The sequence below is a fragment of the Neorhizobium alkalisoli genome, from assembly GCF_007829835.1.
In the GTDB taxonomy this organism is placed as follows: domain Bacteria; phylum Pseudomonadota; class Alphaproteobacteria; order Rhizobiales; family Rhizobiaceae; genus Neorhizobium.
Window position 1 is genome coordinate 818,602 of record NZ_VIWP01000001.1, and the last position, 16,785, is coordinate 835,386.

Genomic DNA, 16,785 nt, shown 5'->3' on the forward strand with positions numbered 1-16,785 from the left:
ATGATCACCCGCATTCTCTCCCGCACCGCCTTTTATCTCATCCTGGCGATCGGCCTGTTCTACATCCTGTTCCCGTTTTACTGGATGATCGTCAACTCGCTGAAACCTTCGGCCGAGCTGTTCGCCACGCCGCTGTCCTACTGGCCGCGTCAGCTGACTCTCGACAATTACCGCGCCGTTCTTGCAGATGGCTCCTTCGTTCGCTCGATTTTCAATTCCTTCGTGGTGGCCGGCGGCGCGACTATCCTCTCGCTCGCCCTGTCCTCGATGGCGGCCTATGCGCTCGCCCGTTACCGCTTCGCCGGCAAGCAGGCGACGCTCTATATCATCCTTGGAATGAGCACGTTTCCGCAGATCGCCGTGCTCGGCGGCCTGTTCACGCTTGCCCGCGCGCTCGGCATCTACAACACCTATTGGGCGCTGATCCTGTCTTACATGATCTTCACCCTGCCCTTCTGCGTCTGGGTGCTGACGAGCTTCGTCAAGGAAATCCCCGACACGCTGGACGAGGCCGCCACGATCGACGGCGCCAGCGCCTGGCAGATCCTCTGGAAAGTCATCATCCCGCTTGCAGGCCCCGGCCTCGTCGCCACCGGCCTGCTCTCCTTCATCAACGCCTGGAACGAGTTCCTCTTCGCGCTGACGCTGACCGCCGACAACCAGGCCCGCACGGTGCCGGTCGCGGTCGCGCTGTTCAGCGGCCAAAGCGAACACGAACTCCCCTGGGGCAAGATCACCGCCGCCTCCACCGTCGTCACGGTCCCCGTCGTCCTTCTGGCCCTGATGTTCCAGAAGCGCATCGTCGAAGGCCTGACCTCAGGCGCGGTCAAAGGTTAAAAGGAAAGATTTCAATGCGTATTACCGATCTGCGCTGCGTCGTTTACGAAGGCGAGTGCGACTATGATGGCCCCTATTACGGCGACCGACAGGTGCGTCCGACCGATATCTACGAGACCTTCCGCATCAAGGAATGGGGCCGCGAGGACAATCTTCCCTTCGAGACGGCGCCCGGCAAGCTGTCGATCACCGGCCGCTTCCTTTATGTCGATACCGACGAGGGCGTGTCTGGTCTTTTCGGCCCGATCGGCTTGGCACCGGCCATCCTTGCGCTTCAGATGAAGAACCTGATCATCGGCTTCGATCCGCTGGCGACCAACATGGTCTGGGACGTGCTTTATCGGGCGGCGATCCATGGCCGCAAGGGCACGCCCATGTTGGCGATCTCGGCGATCGACTGTGCGCTCTGGGACCTGAAGGGCAAGGTTATGGGCCAGCCGCTTTATCGCCTGCTCGGTGGCCCGACCCGCACCGAGATGACGGCCTATGTCTCCGCTCTCGCCTATCCCGTCGATCCGGAATTCGTCGCCGGCCAGGCACGCCGTTTCGCGGATCAGGGTTATGCCGGCCAGAAATGGTTTTTTCGCCATGGCCCCGGTGAAGGAAAGGCGGGTTTGAACAAGAACCTTGCCATGCTGGAGGCTGCCCGGTCAGGCGCTGGCGAAGACTGCGCGATCATGCTCGACGCCTGGAACAGCTGGACCGTGCCCTATACGCTCGATTTCGCAGCCGCCGCGACCCGCTGGAATCCGGCCTGGATCGAAGAGCCGGTTCTTCCCGACATGCTCGACCAGATGGCCGAACTGACGCGCCGCTCGCCGGTGCGCATTGCCGGCGGCGAACACGAATATACCCGCTGGGGTTTTCTCGACATTTTCCAGCGTAAGTCGCTCGACATCGTCCAGGCCGACCCGATGTGGTGCGGCGGCATTACCGAGATGATCTCCATCTGCGCGCTCGCGTCGGCCTATGGCAAGACCGTCATCCCGCATGGCGAAAGCATTGCCGTCTGCGCCCACATCGTCGCATCGCAGCCGCCGGATCTCTGCCCGCTGGTGGAAAACCTTGAAAAGTTCAATACCGGCTGGCAACACTTCCTTGTCGATCCGATCAAGCCCGTCTCCGGCAAGATCCGCCTCGACGACCGGCCCGGCCTCGGGCTGGTAATCGATCAAAACAAGGTGAAGCGGCAGAGCATGCTCGGCTGACCGCCGAGCCTCCTGCCCAAGGCCTTTCGATGCGAAAAAGTCCCGTCATCATCAATCAGGTCAGCGCCAAACTCGGCGCGGCCATTGCGGCACATGCCTCGGCCCCGGTCGTGATCGACCAGATCCGGCCGGAACGCCCTTGGGAACTGCCGGAAGGCGGCGAAATCCTCGTGACGAGTTCCTCGGCCTGGCGCAATGCGCCGGCGGGTTTTCGCCCGCCATCGAGCCTGAAATGGGTGCAGACGGAAACGGCCGGCGTCGACATCTATCCCGAGGCCCTGAAGCGCGACTGCGTGATGACCTGCGGCCGCGGCCTGACCGCCGTGCCGATTGCCGAATTCGTTTTCGCCGCCATGCTCCGCCACGAAAAGAAGCTGGAGGAAACGAGAGCCCGCGCGAAAGCCGACTGGACACGGCCGCCAATTGGCACGCTTTACGGACGCAAGCTCGGCCTCATCGGTTTCGGGGCTCTCGGGCAGGCGATCGTCCACCGCGCGCTGGCATTCGGCATGGACATCCTCGTCAACCGCCGCGGGGCATGGGCTGAAGTGCCGCACGGCGTGACGCCATGCGCCAGTGCTGCTGAGGTTTTCGCGAGGGCCGATCACCTCGTGATCGCAGCACCGCTGACATCCGAGACACAGGGCATGGTGGATGCGGAACTGCTGTCGCAAGCGAAGGCCGGGCTGCACCTGATCAACATTTCCCGAGGAGCGCTTGTCGATCAGGTGGCACTTCTCGATGCGCTTAATGCCGGCAAAGTGGGTTACGCGACCCTCGACGTCACGACGCCGGAACCGCTTCCCGACGGGCACCCGCTCTATCTCCATGACAAGGTCTTTATCAGCCCGCATATATCCTGGATGGGTGGAGAAAATTCCGGTCTTTTCCGCGAACGTTTCCTGAAAAACCTCGACGCTTACCTGAGTGGCAGGCCTCTCGATTATCTCGTGGATCCTGAACGGGGTTACTGAGACCGGCCGCTCCTTCTCCGGCCGATCAGGCACAATGGCCTCCACAAATCGGCAAATGGCCGAACTATTTTCTACAAAATTAGTAGAAAAAGAATGACCAGTCTTCCTCGAAGCGAGCCCTCTCCCTAGGCTTTTGTCACACGGTCGGAAACGACCTTCGTGCAATCCGCCTTCAGCTCGCGAGCGTCAGGGAAGCCCAATGACCGATTCGAACTTCTTGCCCAAACCATCCATCGGGCGCCGCCAGGCGCTTGCCCTTTCCGGCGCTTTCCTGCTGAGCCCGCTGGCACAGAAACTGGGGGTTTCGGGCATCGCAAAGGCCGAGGCCGCCGAGCAGAAGACCATCACAATCACCGACGAACTCGGACGCGAAGTCACGCTCAAGGCGCCGATCAAGGCGGTCTATCCCGACCTCTGGTACCAGACCGAAATCGTCCGGGCGATTGGCGCCGGTGACACGATCGTGGCGATCGACCAGACATCCAACCCCAAAAAGAATACGGCAAACAAGGACTATTTCGCCAAGTTTGCGAGCCTTCCGGATGCGGGCAATTTCAACGGTCCCAACTGGGAGACCATCGCTGCGTCGGGCGCGGAAGTCTTCTTCACCCGTCGCAACGCTCCCTGGCAGGATGCAGTCGAGAAGCTGAAACCCTTCGGCATCGAGGTCGTCGTCGTCAGCACCTGGGACCCGAAGGTTTTGCGCGCGCAATTGCCCAATATCGGCAAGATCTTCGGCGCCGAGAAAGGCGCGGCCGATCTCGCCCAGCTTTACGACGATATCGACAAGGTCCTGACCGACCACCTGAAAGGCGTGGAACCGAAGAAGGTCTATTTCGAAAACAACGCCGATTTCGTCACCTCCCTGCCGGGCTCCGGCTGGCATGACACGATCGTGCTCGGCGGCGGCAAGAACATTTTTGGCGACATCACCATCGCCAATACCGGCAGTGCCTCGGTGCACACCTACACGGTCGACCCGGTCGAGATCATCAATCGCAATCCCGATGTCATCATCCATAACGGTATCGACGGGCAGGCCGCCGGTTACGCGCCCTGGGACCAGGAACTGCTGGCCGGGCAGGCGGAACGCATCGTCAATCGCCCCGGCTGGAATGCGATCCAGGCCGTCCAGAACAAGAATGTCTTCGTCTTCAGCAATTTCTTCTTCTCGGCACTCGGAAAACAGATCGGCGCGCTGGCCGTTGCCAAATGGCTTTATCCGGATCGTCTCGCCGACGTGGATGTCGATGCCTATTTCGCCCGCTGGCTGAAGGCGCAGGGGATCGAGCCGCGGCCGGTCGCCGACTACGCCTACAAGCTTGGCGCTTGAGGCCTCCACCTCGCGACCTCCCTTTCCATCCATGACGAGAGAGACCATGAGCTCAGTGCATTCTGATCCTCTGCCTTCCCGCCCGGCGGCAAGACCGCGCCCCGCCCATGACAAATACACGACCCAGAAGCTGGCGATCGCGCTCGGGATTGCGGCAGTCATCGCAGCCGCCCTTGCCGGCATCCAGATCGGAACCTCGGGCGCCACGCTGATCGACGTCCTGCAGACCTTCTGGGCAAAGATCACCGGCACCGTGCCGACGGACCGTGCCTCGCTCCTGATGCACAATGTCATCTGGGAGCTGCGTCTGCCGCGCGTTCTGCTTGCCATTCTCGGTGGCGCGGCGCTTGCCATTGCCGGCACGCTGTTCCAGGGCCTGCTGCGCAATCCGCTGGTCAGTCCCTATACGCTCGGCATCGCGCCGGCGGCGGCCTTCGGTGCATCGCTTGCCATCGTCGTCTTCGGCGCAACGGCGGGCAGCGCGGCGATCTCGCTGGTCATCGGCGCGCTGATCTTTTCCTTCCTCAACACCGCCCTTGTCCTGTCACTCGCCTCGACCCGCAACCTGCATGCAACCACGCTCATCCTGGTCGGCATCGCGCTGTCGCAGCTCTTCGGCGCGCTCACCGCCTGCATCCAGTATTTTGCAGAGGACGAGGTGCTGGCCGCGATCGTGCGCTGGACATGGGGATCGGTCAATAATTCGGCCTGGTATCAGGTTCTGGTCCTTTTCCTGCTTCTCGCGATTGCCTTCCCCTATATCCGCTTTCGCAGCAGCGCTCTGAACGCCATCGCCTTTGCCGGGGATGATTCCGCCAAGAGCCTTGGCGTCGCGGTCTCGACGGTGCGGCTGCAGACCATCGCCATTGCCGCAACGCTGACCGCCGTCACCATCGCCTTCACCGGCATTATCGGCTTTGTCGGGCTTGTCGCCCCGCATATCGCCCGGCTGGTCGTCGGTGCCAATCACCGTTTCCTCATCGCGTTCTCGGCGATCATCGGTGCCCTGCTTCTGGTCATCTCCGATGCGGTCGGCCGGTTGGTCATCACGCCCGGTGTCATTCCGGTCGGCATCATCGATGCCTTGGTCGGCGCGCCGATTTTCCTCTACCTCATCCTCACTCGACAAAAGGCAATCGAATGACCCTCAGGATTTCCTCACTCGAAGTCGGTTACGGCAAAAGACAGGTCGTCAAAGGCGCCAGCCTGAAAGTCGAGAAGGGCGAACTCGTCGGCCTTCTCGGATCCAACGGGTCCGGCAAGTCGACGCTGATCAAGACCATTGCCGGGATCAACAGCCAGACCAGCGGCTCCATCACCTGGAACGACGGCACGGACCTGACAAAACTCTCGCGCCGGGACCTTGCAAAGATCGTCGCCTATGTGCCGCAATCGATCGGGCTTTCCTTCGGCCTCGACATCAGGGAAGCCGTCCTTCTCGGCCGCACGCCCTATTTCGGCACGAAACCGCGGGACGAGGACTGGGCGCATGTCGAAGCCGCCATGCAGCGCATGGGCCTCGACGAACTCGGCGACCGCTCCGTGACCGAACTGTCCGGCGGCCAGGGACAGCGGGTCCTGATTGCCCGCGCCCTTGCCCAGGATCCGGAAATCCTGCTCCTCGACGAGCCGACCAGCGCGCTCGACATCCGCTACCAGTGGCAGACGCTGGAAGTCGCCCGCGACGTGACGCGCAAGAACAATGTCGCCGCGATCATCGCAATCCACGATCTCAACCAGGCCGCCCGCTTCACCGACCGCGTCATATTCCTGCAGGATGGTGTCGTGATCGCCAATGGCCGTCCGGCAGACGTCTATTCGCCGGACCTGATCAAGCGGGTCTATGGCGTGGATGTCGAATTGTCGGTCCACAAGGGTTTTGTGCAGGTCCACCCGCTCTCCGAACGCGACCATTCGAGGCTCGGCCTCAATGCCACGACACCGGACATCGGCCACCTGCGGCGCCCTGCCGAACAGCGCGACCGTGTGACGGCCTGACAATCATTTCGAGGGAAAACGACATGACGAACAAGTGGGCAGGCCGCCAAAGCGAACGCGGCCAGGGACTGGTGCTCGGCCTTTTGCTGGGCGGCACCGGGCAGGCGAAGAAACAGGGGCGCAACGGTCCGACGGACAATCTTCTCGATATCGATGCCTATGTCGAACAGGCGCAACAGGCCGAAAAAGGAAAGATACATACGATCTTCCTGGCGGACGCCCTCGTCACCAGCGAGACGGCGCCGAAACCTGGTCTGGAGCCGGTCACTCTGTTGAGTGCGCTTGCGGCAAAAACCTCGCGGATCGGCCTGATCGGCTCCATCTCGACCTCCTTCACCGAGCCTTACAATCTCGCCCGGCAGGTGCTTTCGCTCGATCACATTTCCAAGGGACGTGCGGGCTGGAACCTCGTCACATCATCGGCAGGCGAGAAGAACTTTGGCAAACCGCTGCCTGCCCATGACGATCGTTATGCTGTCGCCGAGGAATTTGCCGGCGTGGTGCAGGCATTGTGGGAGAGCTGGGAAGCGGATGCCGTCAGTTATGACGATTTCGGCCGCCAGATCGTCGATGCGGGCAAGGTGCATCGTATCGACTGGAACAGCCGGCATTTTTCCGTCCAGGGTCCCCTCAACGTCTCGCGCAGCCCGCAGGACAGGCCGATCCTCGCCCAGGCCGGCTCTTCCACGGAAGGACGGCAGCTCGGCGCACGGGTGGCGGACGTGATCTTCACCACCGGCCTCACGGAGACCGAACCATCAATCGAGCTTTACCGGGATTTCAAGGCGCGGGCCGCCGCCAATGGACGTTCGCCGGATGCGATCAAGATCCTGCCCGGCGTCGCGCCGGTCATCGGCTCGACCGACGAAGAGGCAAAACGCTTCTGGCAGAAAGTGATCGACGACATCGATTTCGAGGAAGGGCGCAAGTCGCTCGCCAGCCAGTTCGGCGGCGTCGATTTCGAGGGTATCGATCTCGACGCGGAAATCCCGATCAACGATCTGCCCCAGACCGCGAACGTGCAGGGCCGGCGCTCCCGTTTTGGCGTGTTCCGCGATCTGATCGAGAGCGGCAAGGTTCGCACGGTGCGTGATCTCATCATCTATCATTCCAGCGGCGCCGGTCACTGGTTCCCGATCGGCTCGGTCGAAAACGTCGCCGACCAGCTGCAGGACCGTTACGAGCGCGGCGCGACGGACGGGTTCAATTTCCTGGCCTTCACGCTGAAATACGAACTCGGCCTCTCCGCCGTGACGGATCACCTGATCCCCGAACTGCAGCGGCGCGGAATATTCCACCACGATTACCAGCACGAGACGCTCCGGCAGAATCTCGGCGTGTGACATAGGACAGGACAAGGAGAGACGGATGACACGCTATGTTATCATCGGAGCCGGCGCGGTCGGCGCCAGCCTTGCGGCGCAGTTCGAACTCAACGGCATCACTTACGCACTCGTCGGCCGCGGTGCGCAGATCAGCCATATCAGAGAGCACGGCTTGAGTTATCAGCGGCCCTCGGGCACGCAGCAGATCAGGCTCAATGCCTTCGATCTTGCCGATCCGCCCGAACTCAGGCCGGATGATATCCTCCTGCTGACGGTAAAGTCGCAGGATGCCACAGGCGCCCTTGCCTTCTGGTCCTGGCGGCCCGTTGCGGGCACCACGGGCACGGCCGCCGAAAACCTGCCGGTCGTCACCTTCCAGAACGGGCTCGCCACGGAGGCGGCCGCTCTCAGGACATTTGCCAATGTCTATGGAGCAAGCATCCTGACGCCTGCCCGGTTTACCGAAACTGGCCAGGTCGTGGTCGGCGGCGATCCAGAGGTCGGCATCGTGACGGTCGGGCGGTTCCCCGCCGGGGCCGACGAGACCAGCAACCGGATTGCGGCGGACCTCTATCGCGCAGGATATCTCGCCGAACAGAGCAGTGACATCCGCCGCTGGAAATCGGCAAAACTGCTTCACAACGTCCGCAATGTCCTCGAGCTCTTCGATGGCCCTGCCGACCTTCGCGGCGAAATCGGCGAAGCTCTGGTGGACGAAGCCCGCCGCACGCTTCAGGCCGCGGGATACAGGCTTGCCGCACCTTCCGAGCGAACGATCGACATTTCGAACTGGCGCGTGGCACAGAACAGCGGCATCCATCCCGGCCAGCAATCGACCTGGCAAAGTTTTGCTCGCGGCACGTCGAGCGAGGTCGATTTTCTGAATGGCGAAATCGTTCTGCTTGGCCGGCTCCACGGCGTGCTGACGCCGTATAACGACGCCGTTCAGTTGCTTGCCGGAAAATTGGCGCAGCAGGGCAGCCTTTCGAGCACAGTTCCGCTTGACGTAATCCTTTCTCTCATTGACAACTCTGAATCAACGAGACAGACCGGTCTTACTTCTGTGCCGTGATCGGCTGCCGGCCGGTCATGCGATATTGAAACGACCAATTCGAAGCGATGCCATGAGAGAAGCCATATCAGACCAGATCCTCGCCACCGCCGGGGCGCTCTTCTATCGCGAGGGCATAAGGGCGGTCGGGATCGATCGCATCATCGAGGAAGCCAATGTCGCCAAGGCGACGCTCTACCGGCATTTTCCGTCGAAGGACCATCTCGTCGCAGCCTATCTGCAGGCGCGCCATGAGCGAGTGGTCCGGTCGCTGCAGGAGGTCGTGGATGCGGCGATGGCACCGAGAGAACAGATCGCGCTGATCTTCCAGCGTCTCCATGAAAAGGCCGACAGCCCGGAATTCCGTGGCTGCGCCTTTGCACTCGCGGTTGCAGAGCACGGTGATTCCGAGCGGGTCGTCTCCGTTGCCCGGACCCACAAGGCAATGGTGCGGGATATCTTTGCGGCCATCATGACGAAAGCCTCCGGCAACCCGGATCAGCCTGCCGCGCATCTTTCGCTTCTTTACGAAGGTGCGCTGGCGACAGTCGCGGTCGGACGGGACCCGCAGGCAGTCCTCATCGCCCGAGACTGTGCCCTTTCCGTTTTCGACACCGCGAACCTGAACAACCAGCCCATCTGAAAGCAGCAGCAATGACCAAGACCATCGACTATTTCTTCAGCGTCGGTTCGCCCTGGGCCTTCATCGGCCTTGAAACCTTCGCAGCCCTGGCAAACGCTTATGGCGCGACGGTCCGCCCGCATGTCATTCCGCTGATCGAAGATAATGGCGGCATCTATTCCCGCAACCGGCCAGAAGCGCGCCGCGCCTACTGGACCAAGGATCTGAAACGCTGGGCCGCGCTGCGCGGCAAGGCGCTGAATTTCGACAACCGGGCCGCCCTTTCCGATCCGTCACCGGCAGGACTGCTGGTCATCGCCGCAAGCGAGGCCGGCGAAGACTGGCTGAAACTGACACAGGCGCTGCAGGAAGCTTTTTGGGGACGCGGCGAGGACATCGGCAAGCTCGAGATCCGTCGTACGGTTGCCGATGCGGCCGGTTTCGACGGTGCTGCGCTGGAAGAACGGGCCCAGAGCGAGACCGTGCAGGCAATCCGCAAGGCCAGCTACGAAACGGCCAAAGATGCCGGCGTCTTCGGACTTCCGACCTTCCGCTACGAGGACGAACTCTATTGGGGACAGGACAGCCTGCCCTTCCTCGAACGCCATCTCAAGGGCGAGAAACTGGTCGCCTGATCTGCTTGGCTCCGAGCCGACCTGCGTAGCGACAGCAGCGCAAGTCGGTACATGCCAGAAACATATTTCCGGAGTTTTCCATGTCCCTTTCCCTTCCGGGTTCGCTCGTCTCCTCCGAATGGCTGGCGGCGCATCTTGATGATGCCAACCTCGTCATTCTCGACGGTTCGTTCAAGCTTCCGGGCGTCACGCCCATCGCCGCCGAAGATTTTGCCGCGCGGCACATTCCCGGCGCACGCTTCTTCGATATTGACAGGATTGCCGATCACGACACCACGCTGCCACACATGTTGCCCTCGGCCGCAGCTTTCGAGGGTTATGCCGCCGATCTCGGCATTTCCAACGACAGCATCGTCGTGGTCTATGACACGCCCGGCCTGATGTCGGCCGGCCGTGTCTGGTGGACGTTGCGGACTTTTGGTCATGACAAGGTCGCAGTCCTCGACGGCGGCCTGCGCAAATGGCTGGCGGAAGGCCGCCCCGTTACGGATGCTCTACCCGCTGTCACCAAAGGAAGCTTCCGCGCGAGCTTCGATCCCTCGGCCGTCCGCTCCAAGGCGCAGGTTCTCGGCAATCTCGACAGCCATGCCGAACAGGTGATCGACGCACGTTCCGCCGGACGATTTACCGCCGACGAAAAGGAAGCACGTCCGGGCCTGCGCTCCGGCCATATTCCGGGTAGTCTCAACCTTCCTTTCAACGCGCTTACCAATCCGGAGACCGGGGAGATCCTCGACATCCCGGCAATCCGCAAGGCTTTCGAGACAGCCGGCCTGGATTTTTCCAAGCCCGTCATCGCAAGCTGCGGTTCGGGCGTGACGGCAGCGGCCCTCACCTTCGGTCTGCATCTCGCGGGCAAGGATGATGTCGCCATCTATGACGGTGCCTGGACCGAATGGGGTCAGCCGGGCGATACGCCGGTCGAAACGGGTTCCGCAAAATGAGCCAGCTTCCGCCCTCCCTCACCGAAACCCTGAGCAATCGCTTTGCGGACCGGTTTTCGACGTCGCAGGCTCTGCGCGAACAGCATGGCCGCGGTGAGTCCCACCACACACCGGCAATTCCGGACGCCGTCATCTTTGCCGAGACGACGGGAGAAGTCGCCGAGATCGTGCGCCTTTGTGCGGCTGAGGGCGTCCCCGTCATCGCCTTCGGCGCAGGGACCTCGCTCGAAGGCCATCTGACGGCCGTGCGTGGCGGCATCTCGATCGACCTCTCGCGCATGGCAAAAATTACCCGCATCAGCGCGGAAGATCTCGACTGCACGGTCGAGGCCGGTGTTACGCGCGAGCAGCTGAACACCCATCTGCGCGACATGGGCCTGTTCTTCCCGATTGATCCCGGCGCCAATGCCTCGCTCGGCGGCATGGCCTCCACGCGCGCATCGGGCACCAATGCCGTGCGTTACGGCACCATGCGCGAAAACGTGCTGGGCCTGACGGTCGTGCTGCCAAACGGAAACATCATCCGCACTGGCGGCCGGGCGCGCAAATCCTCGGCAGGGTATGACCTGACCCGGCTTTTCGTCGGCGCCGAAGGCACGCTTGGCATCATCACTGAGGTGACGCTCCGGCTCTATGGGATTCCCGAAACGATCTCGGCCGCGCTCTGCTCGTTCGAAAGTGTCGAACAGGCCGTGGCCGCCGCAATTCAGGTCGTCCAGCTCGGCATTCCGGTCGCCCGCATGGAGCTGATGGACCGCGGTCTGATCAAGGCCGTCAACGCCTATTCCGGCCTGTCGCTGAAGATCGAGGACACGCTTGCCTTCGAGTTTCACGGTTCGCCGGCGGGCGTGCAGGAACAGGTGGAAATGGTTGCCGCGATCGTCGAGGAAAACGGCGGCAAGGATTTCGAATGGGCCAACGCGCCGGAAGAGCGGAACCGCCTCTGGAAGGCCCGCCACAACGCCTTTTACGCCGTCGTTTCCCAGCGTGAAAATGCCAAGGGGTGGTCGTCCGACGTCTGCGTGCCCGTCTCGGAACTGAGCGGCTGCATCCTGAAGACACGCGAGCTGCTTGTCGGTTGCAGTGTCCCGGCAGCCATTCTCGGCCATGTCGGCGACGGCAACTATCACGTCGTCTTCGCCGTCGATCCGGCAAACCAGGCCGAACTTGATGAAGTTGCCGCCATCAACAAGAAGATGGTGCAATATGCGATCGCGGTCGGTGGCACATCGACGGGTGAGCACGGCGTCGGTACCGGCAAGATCGCTTATCTCAGGGCCGAACATGGCGATGCCGTCGACCTGATGGCCGTCATCAAACATGCCATCGATCCGGCCGGCATCATGAACCCCGGAAAAGTCTTGCCGAGTTAAACCTGTCCGGCTCTTATGAAACGCCTCGACCGCCAAGGATGTCGCCATGAACGTGTTCAAACCCCACAGCTCTCACTGGGGAGCCTTTTCCGGGCGATATGAAAACGGCACGCTTGAGATCAAGCCGCATCCCGGCGATCCGCATCCGTCGCCCCTCCTGGGCAATATTCCAGCGATCGCCAACAGTGACGCCCGCATCAGGCGGCCGGCGATCCGGCGTGGCTGGCTGGAAGGCGCACCCGGCAATGCAGGCAAGCGTGGCGCCGATGATTATGTCGAAGTCAGCTGGCAGGAGGCGGTCGACCATGTCGGGAAGGAACTGCAGCGTGTCTACACGCAGCATGGTCCGACGGCCGTGTTCGGCGGATCCTACGGTTGGTCGAGCGCCGGCCGTTTTCACCATGCCCAGAGCCAGGTGCATCGTTTCCTCAACGTCCTGGGCGGTTATGTCCGATCCGTCAACACCTACAGTTCCGGCGCAGCCTCGGTCATCATCCCGCATGTTCTGGGGCCGTATGACACGTTCGACCGCAAGAGCGTGACATGGGATGCGATCGAACGGAGCACGGAACTCGTCGTCGCCTTCGGCGGCATGGCGATCAAGAATGCCGATGTCCATGGCGGCGGCATCGGCGCACATATCGTGCGGCAAAAGCTTTCCGGCGCCAGCGCGCGCGGTGCTCGTTTCGTATCCGTCAGCCCGCTGAAGGACGATTTCCCGGCCGAGGTGAGCGCCGAATGGCAGCCGATCATTCCCGGCACCGACGTGGCGCTGATGCTCGGCCTTGCCCATGTGTTGGCGACCGAAGGGCTGCACGACCGCGAATTTCTGGAGCGCTATACGGTCGGCTACGACCGTTTCGAGGACTATCTGCTTGGCCGATCCGATGGTCTGCCGAAGACTGCCGAATGGGCCTCCGGCATCTGCGGCATCGATGTCGCGACCATCGAGGAACTGGCACGCGCCATGGCGCGCTCCAGAACGCTGGTCACCGTCAGCCATTCGCTGCAGCGGGCCGATTATGGCGAGCAGCCGGTCTGGATGGGCATCGTGCTTGCTGCCATGCTCGGCCAGATGGGACTGGACGGCGGCGGTTATTCCTATTCGCTCGGTGCGCTCGGCAATATCGGCAAGCGCCAGCTCGCGGTGCCCCTGCCGACCTTCGGGCAGTTCAAGAACCCGGTTCCGGATTTCATACCCGTCGCGCGGATCGCCGACATGCTGCTCAATCCGGGCGGCGCGTATCACTATAATGGTCAGGCTTTGCGCTATCCGGATATCCGCCTTGTCTATTGGGCAGGCGGCAATCCGTTTCACCACCATCAGGACCTCAATCGCCTGCGGGCTGCCTTCAAGCGCCCCGAAACGATCATCGTCCATGAAACCGCCTGGACGGCGACCGCCCGCCACGCCGATATCGTGCTGCCGGCAACGACGACGCTCGAACGTGACGATATCGGCGCAGCCGACCGCGACGACCTGATGGTCGCCATGAAGAAGCTGATCGAACCGGTCGGCGAAGCAAGGGACGATTACGACATCTTTTCTGAGATCGCGCGCACGCTCGGAAAATTCGACGCCTTCACTGAAAACCGCACGTCCAGAGAGTGGCTTTCCTTCCTGTTCGAGACCACCCGTACCGCGCTGGACGCTGGCGGATATGATGCCCCGGATTTCGAGACCTTCTGGCAACGCGGCGAGCTGCGGCTGCCGCTGAGATCCGACGAAGGTGGGCCGGCAACGGCCTTCCGCAAAGACCCGTCAGCTTCTCCCCTTCAGACCCCATCCGGCAAGATCGAGATCTTTTCGCAAACGATCGAAGGTTTTGGTTACGACGACTGCCGCGGCCATCCGCACTGGTATCCGTCGCGATCGGCATCGGTATCCGAGAACAGCGACTATCCGCTGCATCTGGTCTGCAACCAGCCGCACCAGCGCCTGCACAGCCAGCTCGATTACGGCGATTTCAGCCGCTCGACGAAGATCCGCGACCGCGAGCCGGTCCGCATCAATCCGGCCGACGCGGCTCGGCGTGGCATAAAGGATGGCGATATTATCCGGCTGTTCAACGAGCGTGGCAGCTGCCTTGCCGCCGCGGTGTTGAGCGAGGATGTGCGCCAGGGCGTGATGCAGCTTTCGACCGGCGCATGGTTCGAGCCGCATGATCGACATGCCGAGAACGCCACCTGCATCCATGGCAATCCGAATATCCTCACCCGGGATATCGGGACGTCGAAACTGGCGCAGGGATGCACAGGACAGATTACCCGCGTCGAAGCCGAGCGGTTTGTAGACGAGCTGCCGCCGGTGCGGATTTTCGAGCCGATGGTGTTCGAACCATCGCGATGATCAGGGCGGCGGCCAACAAAGGCCGCCGATTGCATTCCAAAGCCTCCTGAAACGCCAATCCCCGCATCGCCAAAAACCGCGACAAAATAATCCACAAAATCCATAGAAAAAGAATAACCAGTCTTTCTCATCCGGACCGCCCTGCTAGGCTGTGCGTCATGGCATTCATCACACCTGAGAGGAACGCGACATGACCGGAGAATGTACTAGCCCGCGCGCTCCCCGAGTCCAGCAGCCTTGCAAGGCCGCGCGATAACGGCAGCGCCGTAACCGCTTCCCGCCACTGAGCTGGCCTGAGAAGCGCTCTTCCATCAACAGGCAAGCGTCCAACCCGCCCGACCACGCAGTCGGCGGAAACGATGACCCATGCCCTGTTTTCTCAAATCGCCGGGAACGCGAAGTGCGACGCAAGGCAGCGTTGGCCCGAAGCCCAGGCAAGACAAAACCGAAAAATCAGGATATCTCCCATGACCGAACGCTCCTCCCTTATCTCCCTCTCCCGTCGGCGCCTGCTGATCACGACCTCTGTGGCAGCCGCAGCCGCGCTGATTGCTCCCTCGTTGTTCAACCCCGCTCAGGCTGCGGAAACCCCGCGTGATGGCGGCGACATCACCTTCCTGATCGACTCTCTTGGCGATACCTGGATCCCCAATAACAGCGCCATTTCCAGTTTTCAGGGCCATATCTGGGGCCATGTGACCGACAAGCTTCTTTATGTCGACGCAGACGGCAAGGTCAGCCCCTGGCTGGCGGAAAGCTGGGAGCAGAACGACAAGGCAACCGAATTCACGCTTCATCTGAAGAAGGGCGTGAGCTTCTCGGACGGCACGCCGCTCGATGCCGCGGCCGTCGTTGCCAATCTCGACATCTGGTATGCCGGCCGCAAGAACGAGGGCATCAACCCGATCGGGCTTTTCCCAAAGACCTATGAGCGCTCGGAGGCCGTCGATGCCGCGACCGTAAAAGTCTTCTTCAAGAAGCCGACACTCGGTTTCCTGCCGACCCTCGGATATCACGGCTCGATCCTGATCTCTCCCAAGTCCATCGCACAGCCCGCCTCGCAGCAGGCCGACCTCAGCAAGACCGCCGGCAGCGGCCCTTATGTGGTCGACAGCTGGAAGGAGGGTGATTTCGTCAAGCTGGTCAAGCGCAAGGATTACAACTGGGGTCCGGCAGCCGTCGGCCATACCGGCCCGGCCTTCCTCGACTCGATCACCTACAAGCTCGTCAACGAACCGTCGCTGCGTGTGGCATCCGTCCAGTCCGGACAGGCCGATGTCGCCTACAACGCCTCGCCTCAGGAACTGAAGTCGCTGAAGGAAGAGGGTTTCACCATCTCGACGCCACGTTATCTCGGCTTCGTCAACGGCTGGGCAGTCAATACCAAGTTCCAGCCCTATGACGACGTCAAGGTCCGCCAGGCGCTTCAGGCCGCGATCAACCGCCAGGAAATCATCGACACGGTCTATACGCCCGACTGGAAGCTCGCGACCTCCTTCATCCAGAGCAATGTCCCTGGTGCGACCGACCAGAGTGCTCTTCTCGCCTACAATCAGGCCAAGGCGGAAAAACTGCTCGATGAGGCAGGCTGGGTGAAGGGTGCGAACGGCATCCGCAGCAAGGATGGTAAGCCGCTGGCAATCACGCTGCATTCCAATCCCTATCTCGCAACCTCGAAATCCGTCGACGAGCTGATCGCACAGCAGCTCAGCAAGGTCGGCTGGAAGGTGGATATCCGCGCCTATGACGTCGTCACCTTCGGCGAAAAGGTGAAATTCGCGGGCACGAACGTGCCGGCCTATGAAGTCACGCGCAGCTTCATCGATGCCGGCACGGTGGCGAGCATCCTCACCAATGCCAACAATGGCGAGAACTGGTTCGGGCTCGGCGAAAGCGACGCGAAGCTCAACGATCTGCGCGACCAGATCGCCGGTGCCGGCTCGATCGAAGAGCGCAGCCCGCTTCTGAACGACCTGCAGCACTACGTCCTAGACCAGGGCTATTTCATCCCGCGCACGCAGATCGTCCAGCGCATCTACGTGCAGTCGCCGACGCTGAGGGGCGAGGTCTATAACGGCGTCGCCTATGCCAGCTATTACACGGCCTTCATCGTCGATTGACCCCAAAAGCAACCG

14 protein-coding genes are annotated in these 16,785 nt (G+C 61.7%); all 14 read left to right on the top strand.

Annotated features, from left to right (window positions below):
- The first annotated feature begins 3 nt into the window (after window positions 1-3).
- Window positions 4-837 (top strand): carbohydrate ABC transporter permease, encoded by an 834-nt coding sequence (locus FHW37_RS03625; protein ID WP_210249272.1) that lies wholly within the window; start codon window positions 4-6, stop codon window positions 835-837.
- 14 nt (window positions 838-851) lie between these two features.
- Window positions 852-2,045, top strand: coding sequence for an enolase C-terminal domain-like protein (locus FHW37_RS03630; protein WP_145632586.1), 1,194 nt, complete (start codon window positions 852-854; stop codon window positions 2,043-2,045).
- 29 nt (window positions 2,046-2,074) lie between these two features.
- The gene (locus FHW37_RS03635) at window positions 2,075-3,019 is read left to right on the top strand and encodes an NAD(P)-dependent oxidoreductase (protein WP_145632589.1); all 945 of its coding nucleotides are present in this window, start codon (window positions 2,075-2,077) and stop codon (window positions 3,017-3,019) included.
- 199 nt (window positions 3,020-3,218) lie between these two features.
- On the top strand, window positions 3,219-4,352 hold the full coding sequence (locus tag FHW37_RS03640) for an ABC transporter substrate-binding protein (protein WP_145632592.1): 1,134 nt from the start codon (window positions 3,219-3,221) through the stop codon (window positions 4,350-4,352).
- Between the two features lie 46 nt (window positions 4,353-4,398).
- Window positions 4,399-5,496: a FecCD family ABC transporter permease gene (locus tag FHW37_RS03645; RefSeq protein ID WP_145632594.1), complete on the top strand. Its 1,098-nt coding sequence runs from the start codon at window positions 4,399-4,401 to the stop codon at window positions 5,494-5,496.
- Window positions 5,493-6,350, top strand: a complete 858-nt coding sequence (locus FHW37_RS03650; RefSeq protein WP_145632597.1) for an ABC transporter ATP-binding protein — start codon at window positions 5,493-5,495, stop codon at window positions 6,348-6,350. The genes FHW37_RS03645 and FHW37_RS03650 overlap by 4 nt, the downstream gene beginning before the upstream one ends.
- 23 nt (window positions 6,351-6,373) lie before the next feature.
- A complete protein-coding gene (locus FHW37_RS03655) occupies window positions 6,374-7,693 on the top strand; it encodes an NtaA/DmoA family FMN-dependent monooxygenase (RefSeq protein WP_145632600.1) in 1,320 nt (439 codons plus the stop codon).
- A 25-nt stretch (window positions 7,694-7,718) separates the two neighbouring features.
- Window positions 7,719-8,747 carry a ketopantoate reductase family protein gene (locus tag FHW37_RS03660; RefSeq protein ID WP_145632604.1) on the top strand — a complete coding sequence of 343 codons (1,029 nt, stop codon included), beginning with the start codon at window positions 7,719-7,721 and terminating at the stop codon, window positions 8,745-8,747.
- Between the two features lie 52 nt (window positions 8,748-8,799).
- Window positions 8,800-9,369, top strand: a complete 570-nt coding sequence (locus tag FHW37_RS03665; RefSeq protein ID WP_145632607.1) for a TetR/AcrR family transcriptional regulator — start codon at window positions 8,800-8,802, stop codon at window positions 9,367-9,369.
- Window positions 9,370-9,380: 11 nt separating this feature from the next.
- Entirely contained in the window at window positions 9,381-9,983 is a 603-nt protein-coding gene (locus tag FHW37_RS03670; RefSeq protein ID WP_145632610.1) for a 2-hydroxychromene-2-carboxylate isomerase, read from the top strand.
- A gap of 80 nt (window positions 9,984-10,063) precedes the next feature.
- Window positions 10,064-10,927 (top strand): 3-mercaptopyruvate sulfurtransferase, encoded by an 864-nt coding sequence (gene sseA, locus FHW37_RS03675; RefSeq protein WP_145632614.1) that lies wholly within the window; start codon window positions 10,064-10,066, stop codon window positions 10,925-10,927.
- Complete coding sequence (locus tag FHW37_RS03680; protein ID WP_145632617.1) at window positions 10,924-12,300, top strand: FAD-binding oxidoreductase; 1,377 nt, start codon at window positions 10,924-10,926, stop codon at window positions 12,298-12,300. The genes sseA and FHW37_RS03680 overlap by 4 nt, the downstream gene beginning before the upstream one ends.
- Window positions 12,301-12,346: 46 nt before the next feature.
- Window positions 12,347-14,650: a molybdopterin guanine dinucleotide-containing S/N-oxide reductase gene (locus tag FHW37_RS03685; protein WP_145632620.1), complete on the top strand. Its 2,304-nt coding sequence runs from the start codon at window positions 12,347-12,349 to the stop codon at window positions 14,648-14,650.
- 467 nt (window positions 14,651-15,117) lie between these two features.
- Window positions 15,118-16,770 carry an ABC transporter substrate-binding protein gene (locus tag FHW37_RS03690; RefSeq protein ID WP_145632623.1) on the top strand — a complete coding sequence of 551 codons (1,653 nt, stop codon included), beginning with the start codon at window positions 15,118-15,120 and terminating at the stop codon, window positions 16,768-16,770.
- The last annotated feature ends 15 nt before the right edge of the window (window positions 16,771-16,785 follow it).

Coding starts and splice junctions, on each gene's coding strand:
- FHW37_RS03630 (WP_145632586.1), top strand. CDS start 852: ATGCGTATTACCGATCTGCGCTGCGTCGTTTACGAAGGCGAGTGCGAC.
- FHW37_RS03635 (WP_145632589.1), top strand. CDS start 2,075: ATGCGAAAAAGTCCCGTCATCATCAATCAGGTCAGCGCCAAACTCGGC.
- FHW37_RS03640 (WP_145632592.1), top strand. CDS start 3,219: ATGACCGATTCGAACTTCTTGCCCAAACCATCCATCGGGCGCCGCCAG.
- FHW37_RS03645 (WP_145632594.1), top strand. CDS start 4,399: ATGAGCTCAGTGCATTCTGATCCTCTGCCTTCCCGCCCGGCGGCAAGA.
- FHW37_RS03650 (WP_145632597.1), top strand. CDS start 5,493: ATGACCCTCAGGATTTCCTCACTCGAAGTCGGTTACGGCAAAAGACAG.
- FHW37_RS03655 (WP_145632600.1), top strand. CDS start 6,374: ATGACGAACAAGTGGGCAGGCCGCCAAAGCGAACGCGGCCAGGGACTG.
- FHW37_RS03660 (WP_145632604.1), top strand. CDS start 7,719: ATGACACGCTATGTTATCATCGGAGCCGGCGCGGTCGGCGCCAGCCTT.
- FHW37_RS03665 (WP_145632607.1), top strand. CDS start 8,800: ATGAGAGAAGCCATATCAGACCAGATCCTCGCCACCGCCGGGGCGCTC.
- FHW37_RS03670 (WP_145632610.1), top strand. CDS start 9,381: ATGACCAAGACCATCGACTATTTCTTCAGCGTCGGTTCGCCCTGGGCC.
- sseA (WP_145632614.1), top strand. CDS start 10,064: ATGTCCCTTTCCCTTCCGGGTTCGCTCGTCTCCTCCGAATGGCTGGCG.
- FHW37_RS03680 (WP_145632617.1), top strand. CDS start 10,924: ATGAGCCAGCTTCCGCCCTCCCTCACCGAAACCCTGAGCAATCGCTTT.
- FHW37_RS03685 (WP_145632620.1), top strand. CDS start 12,347: ATGAACGTGTTCAAACCCCACAGCTCTCACTGGGGAGCCTTTTCCGGG.
- FHW37_RS03690 (WP_145632623.1), top strand. CDS start 15,118: ATGACCGAACGCTCCTCCCTTATCTCCCTCTCCCGTCGGCGCCTGCTG.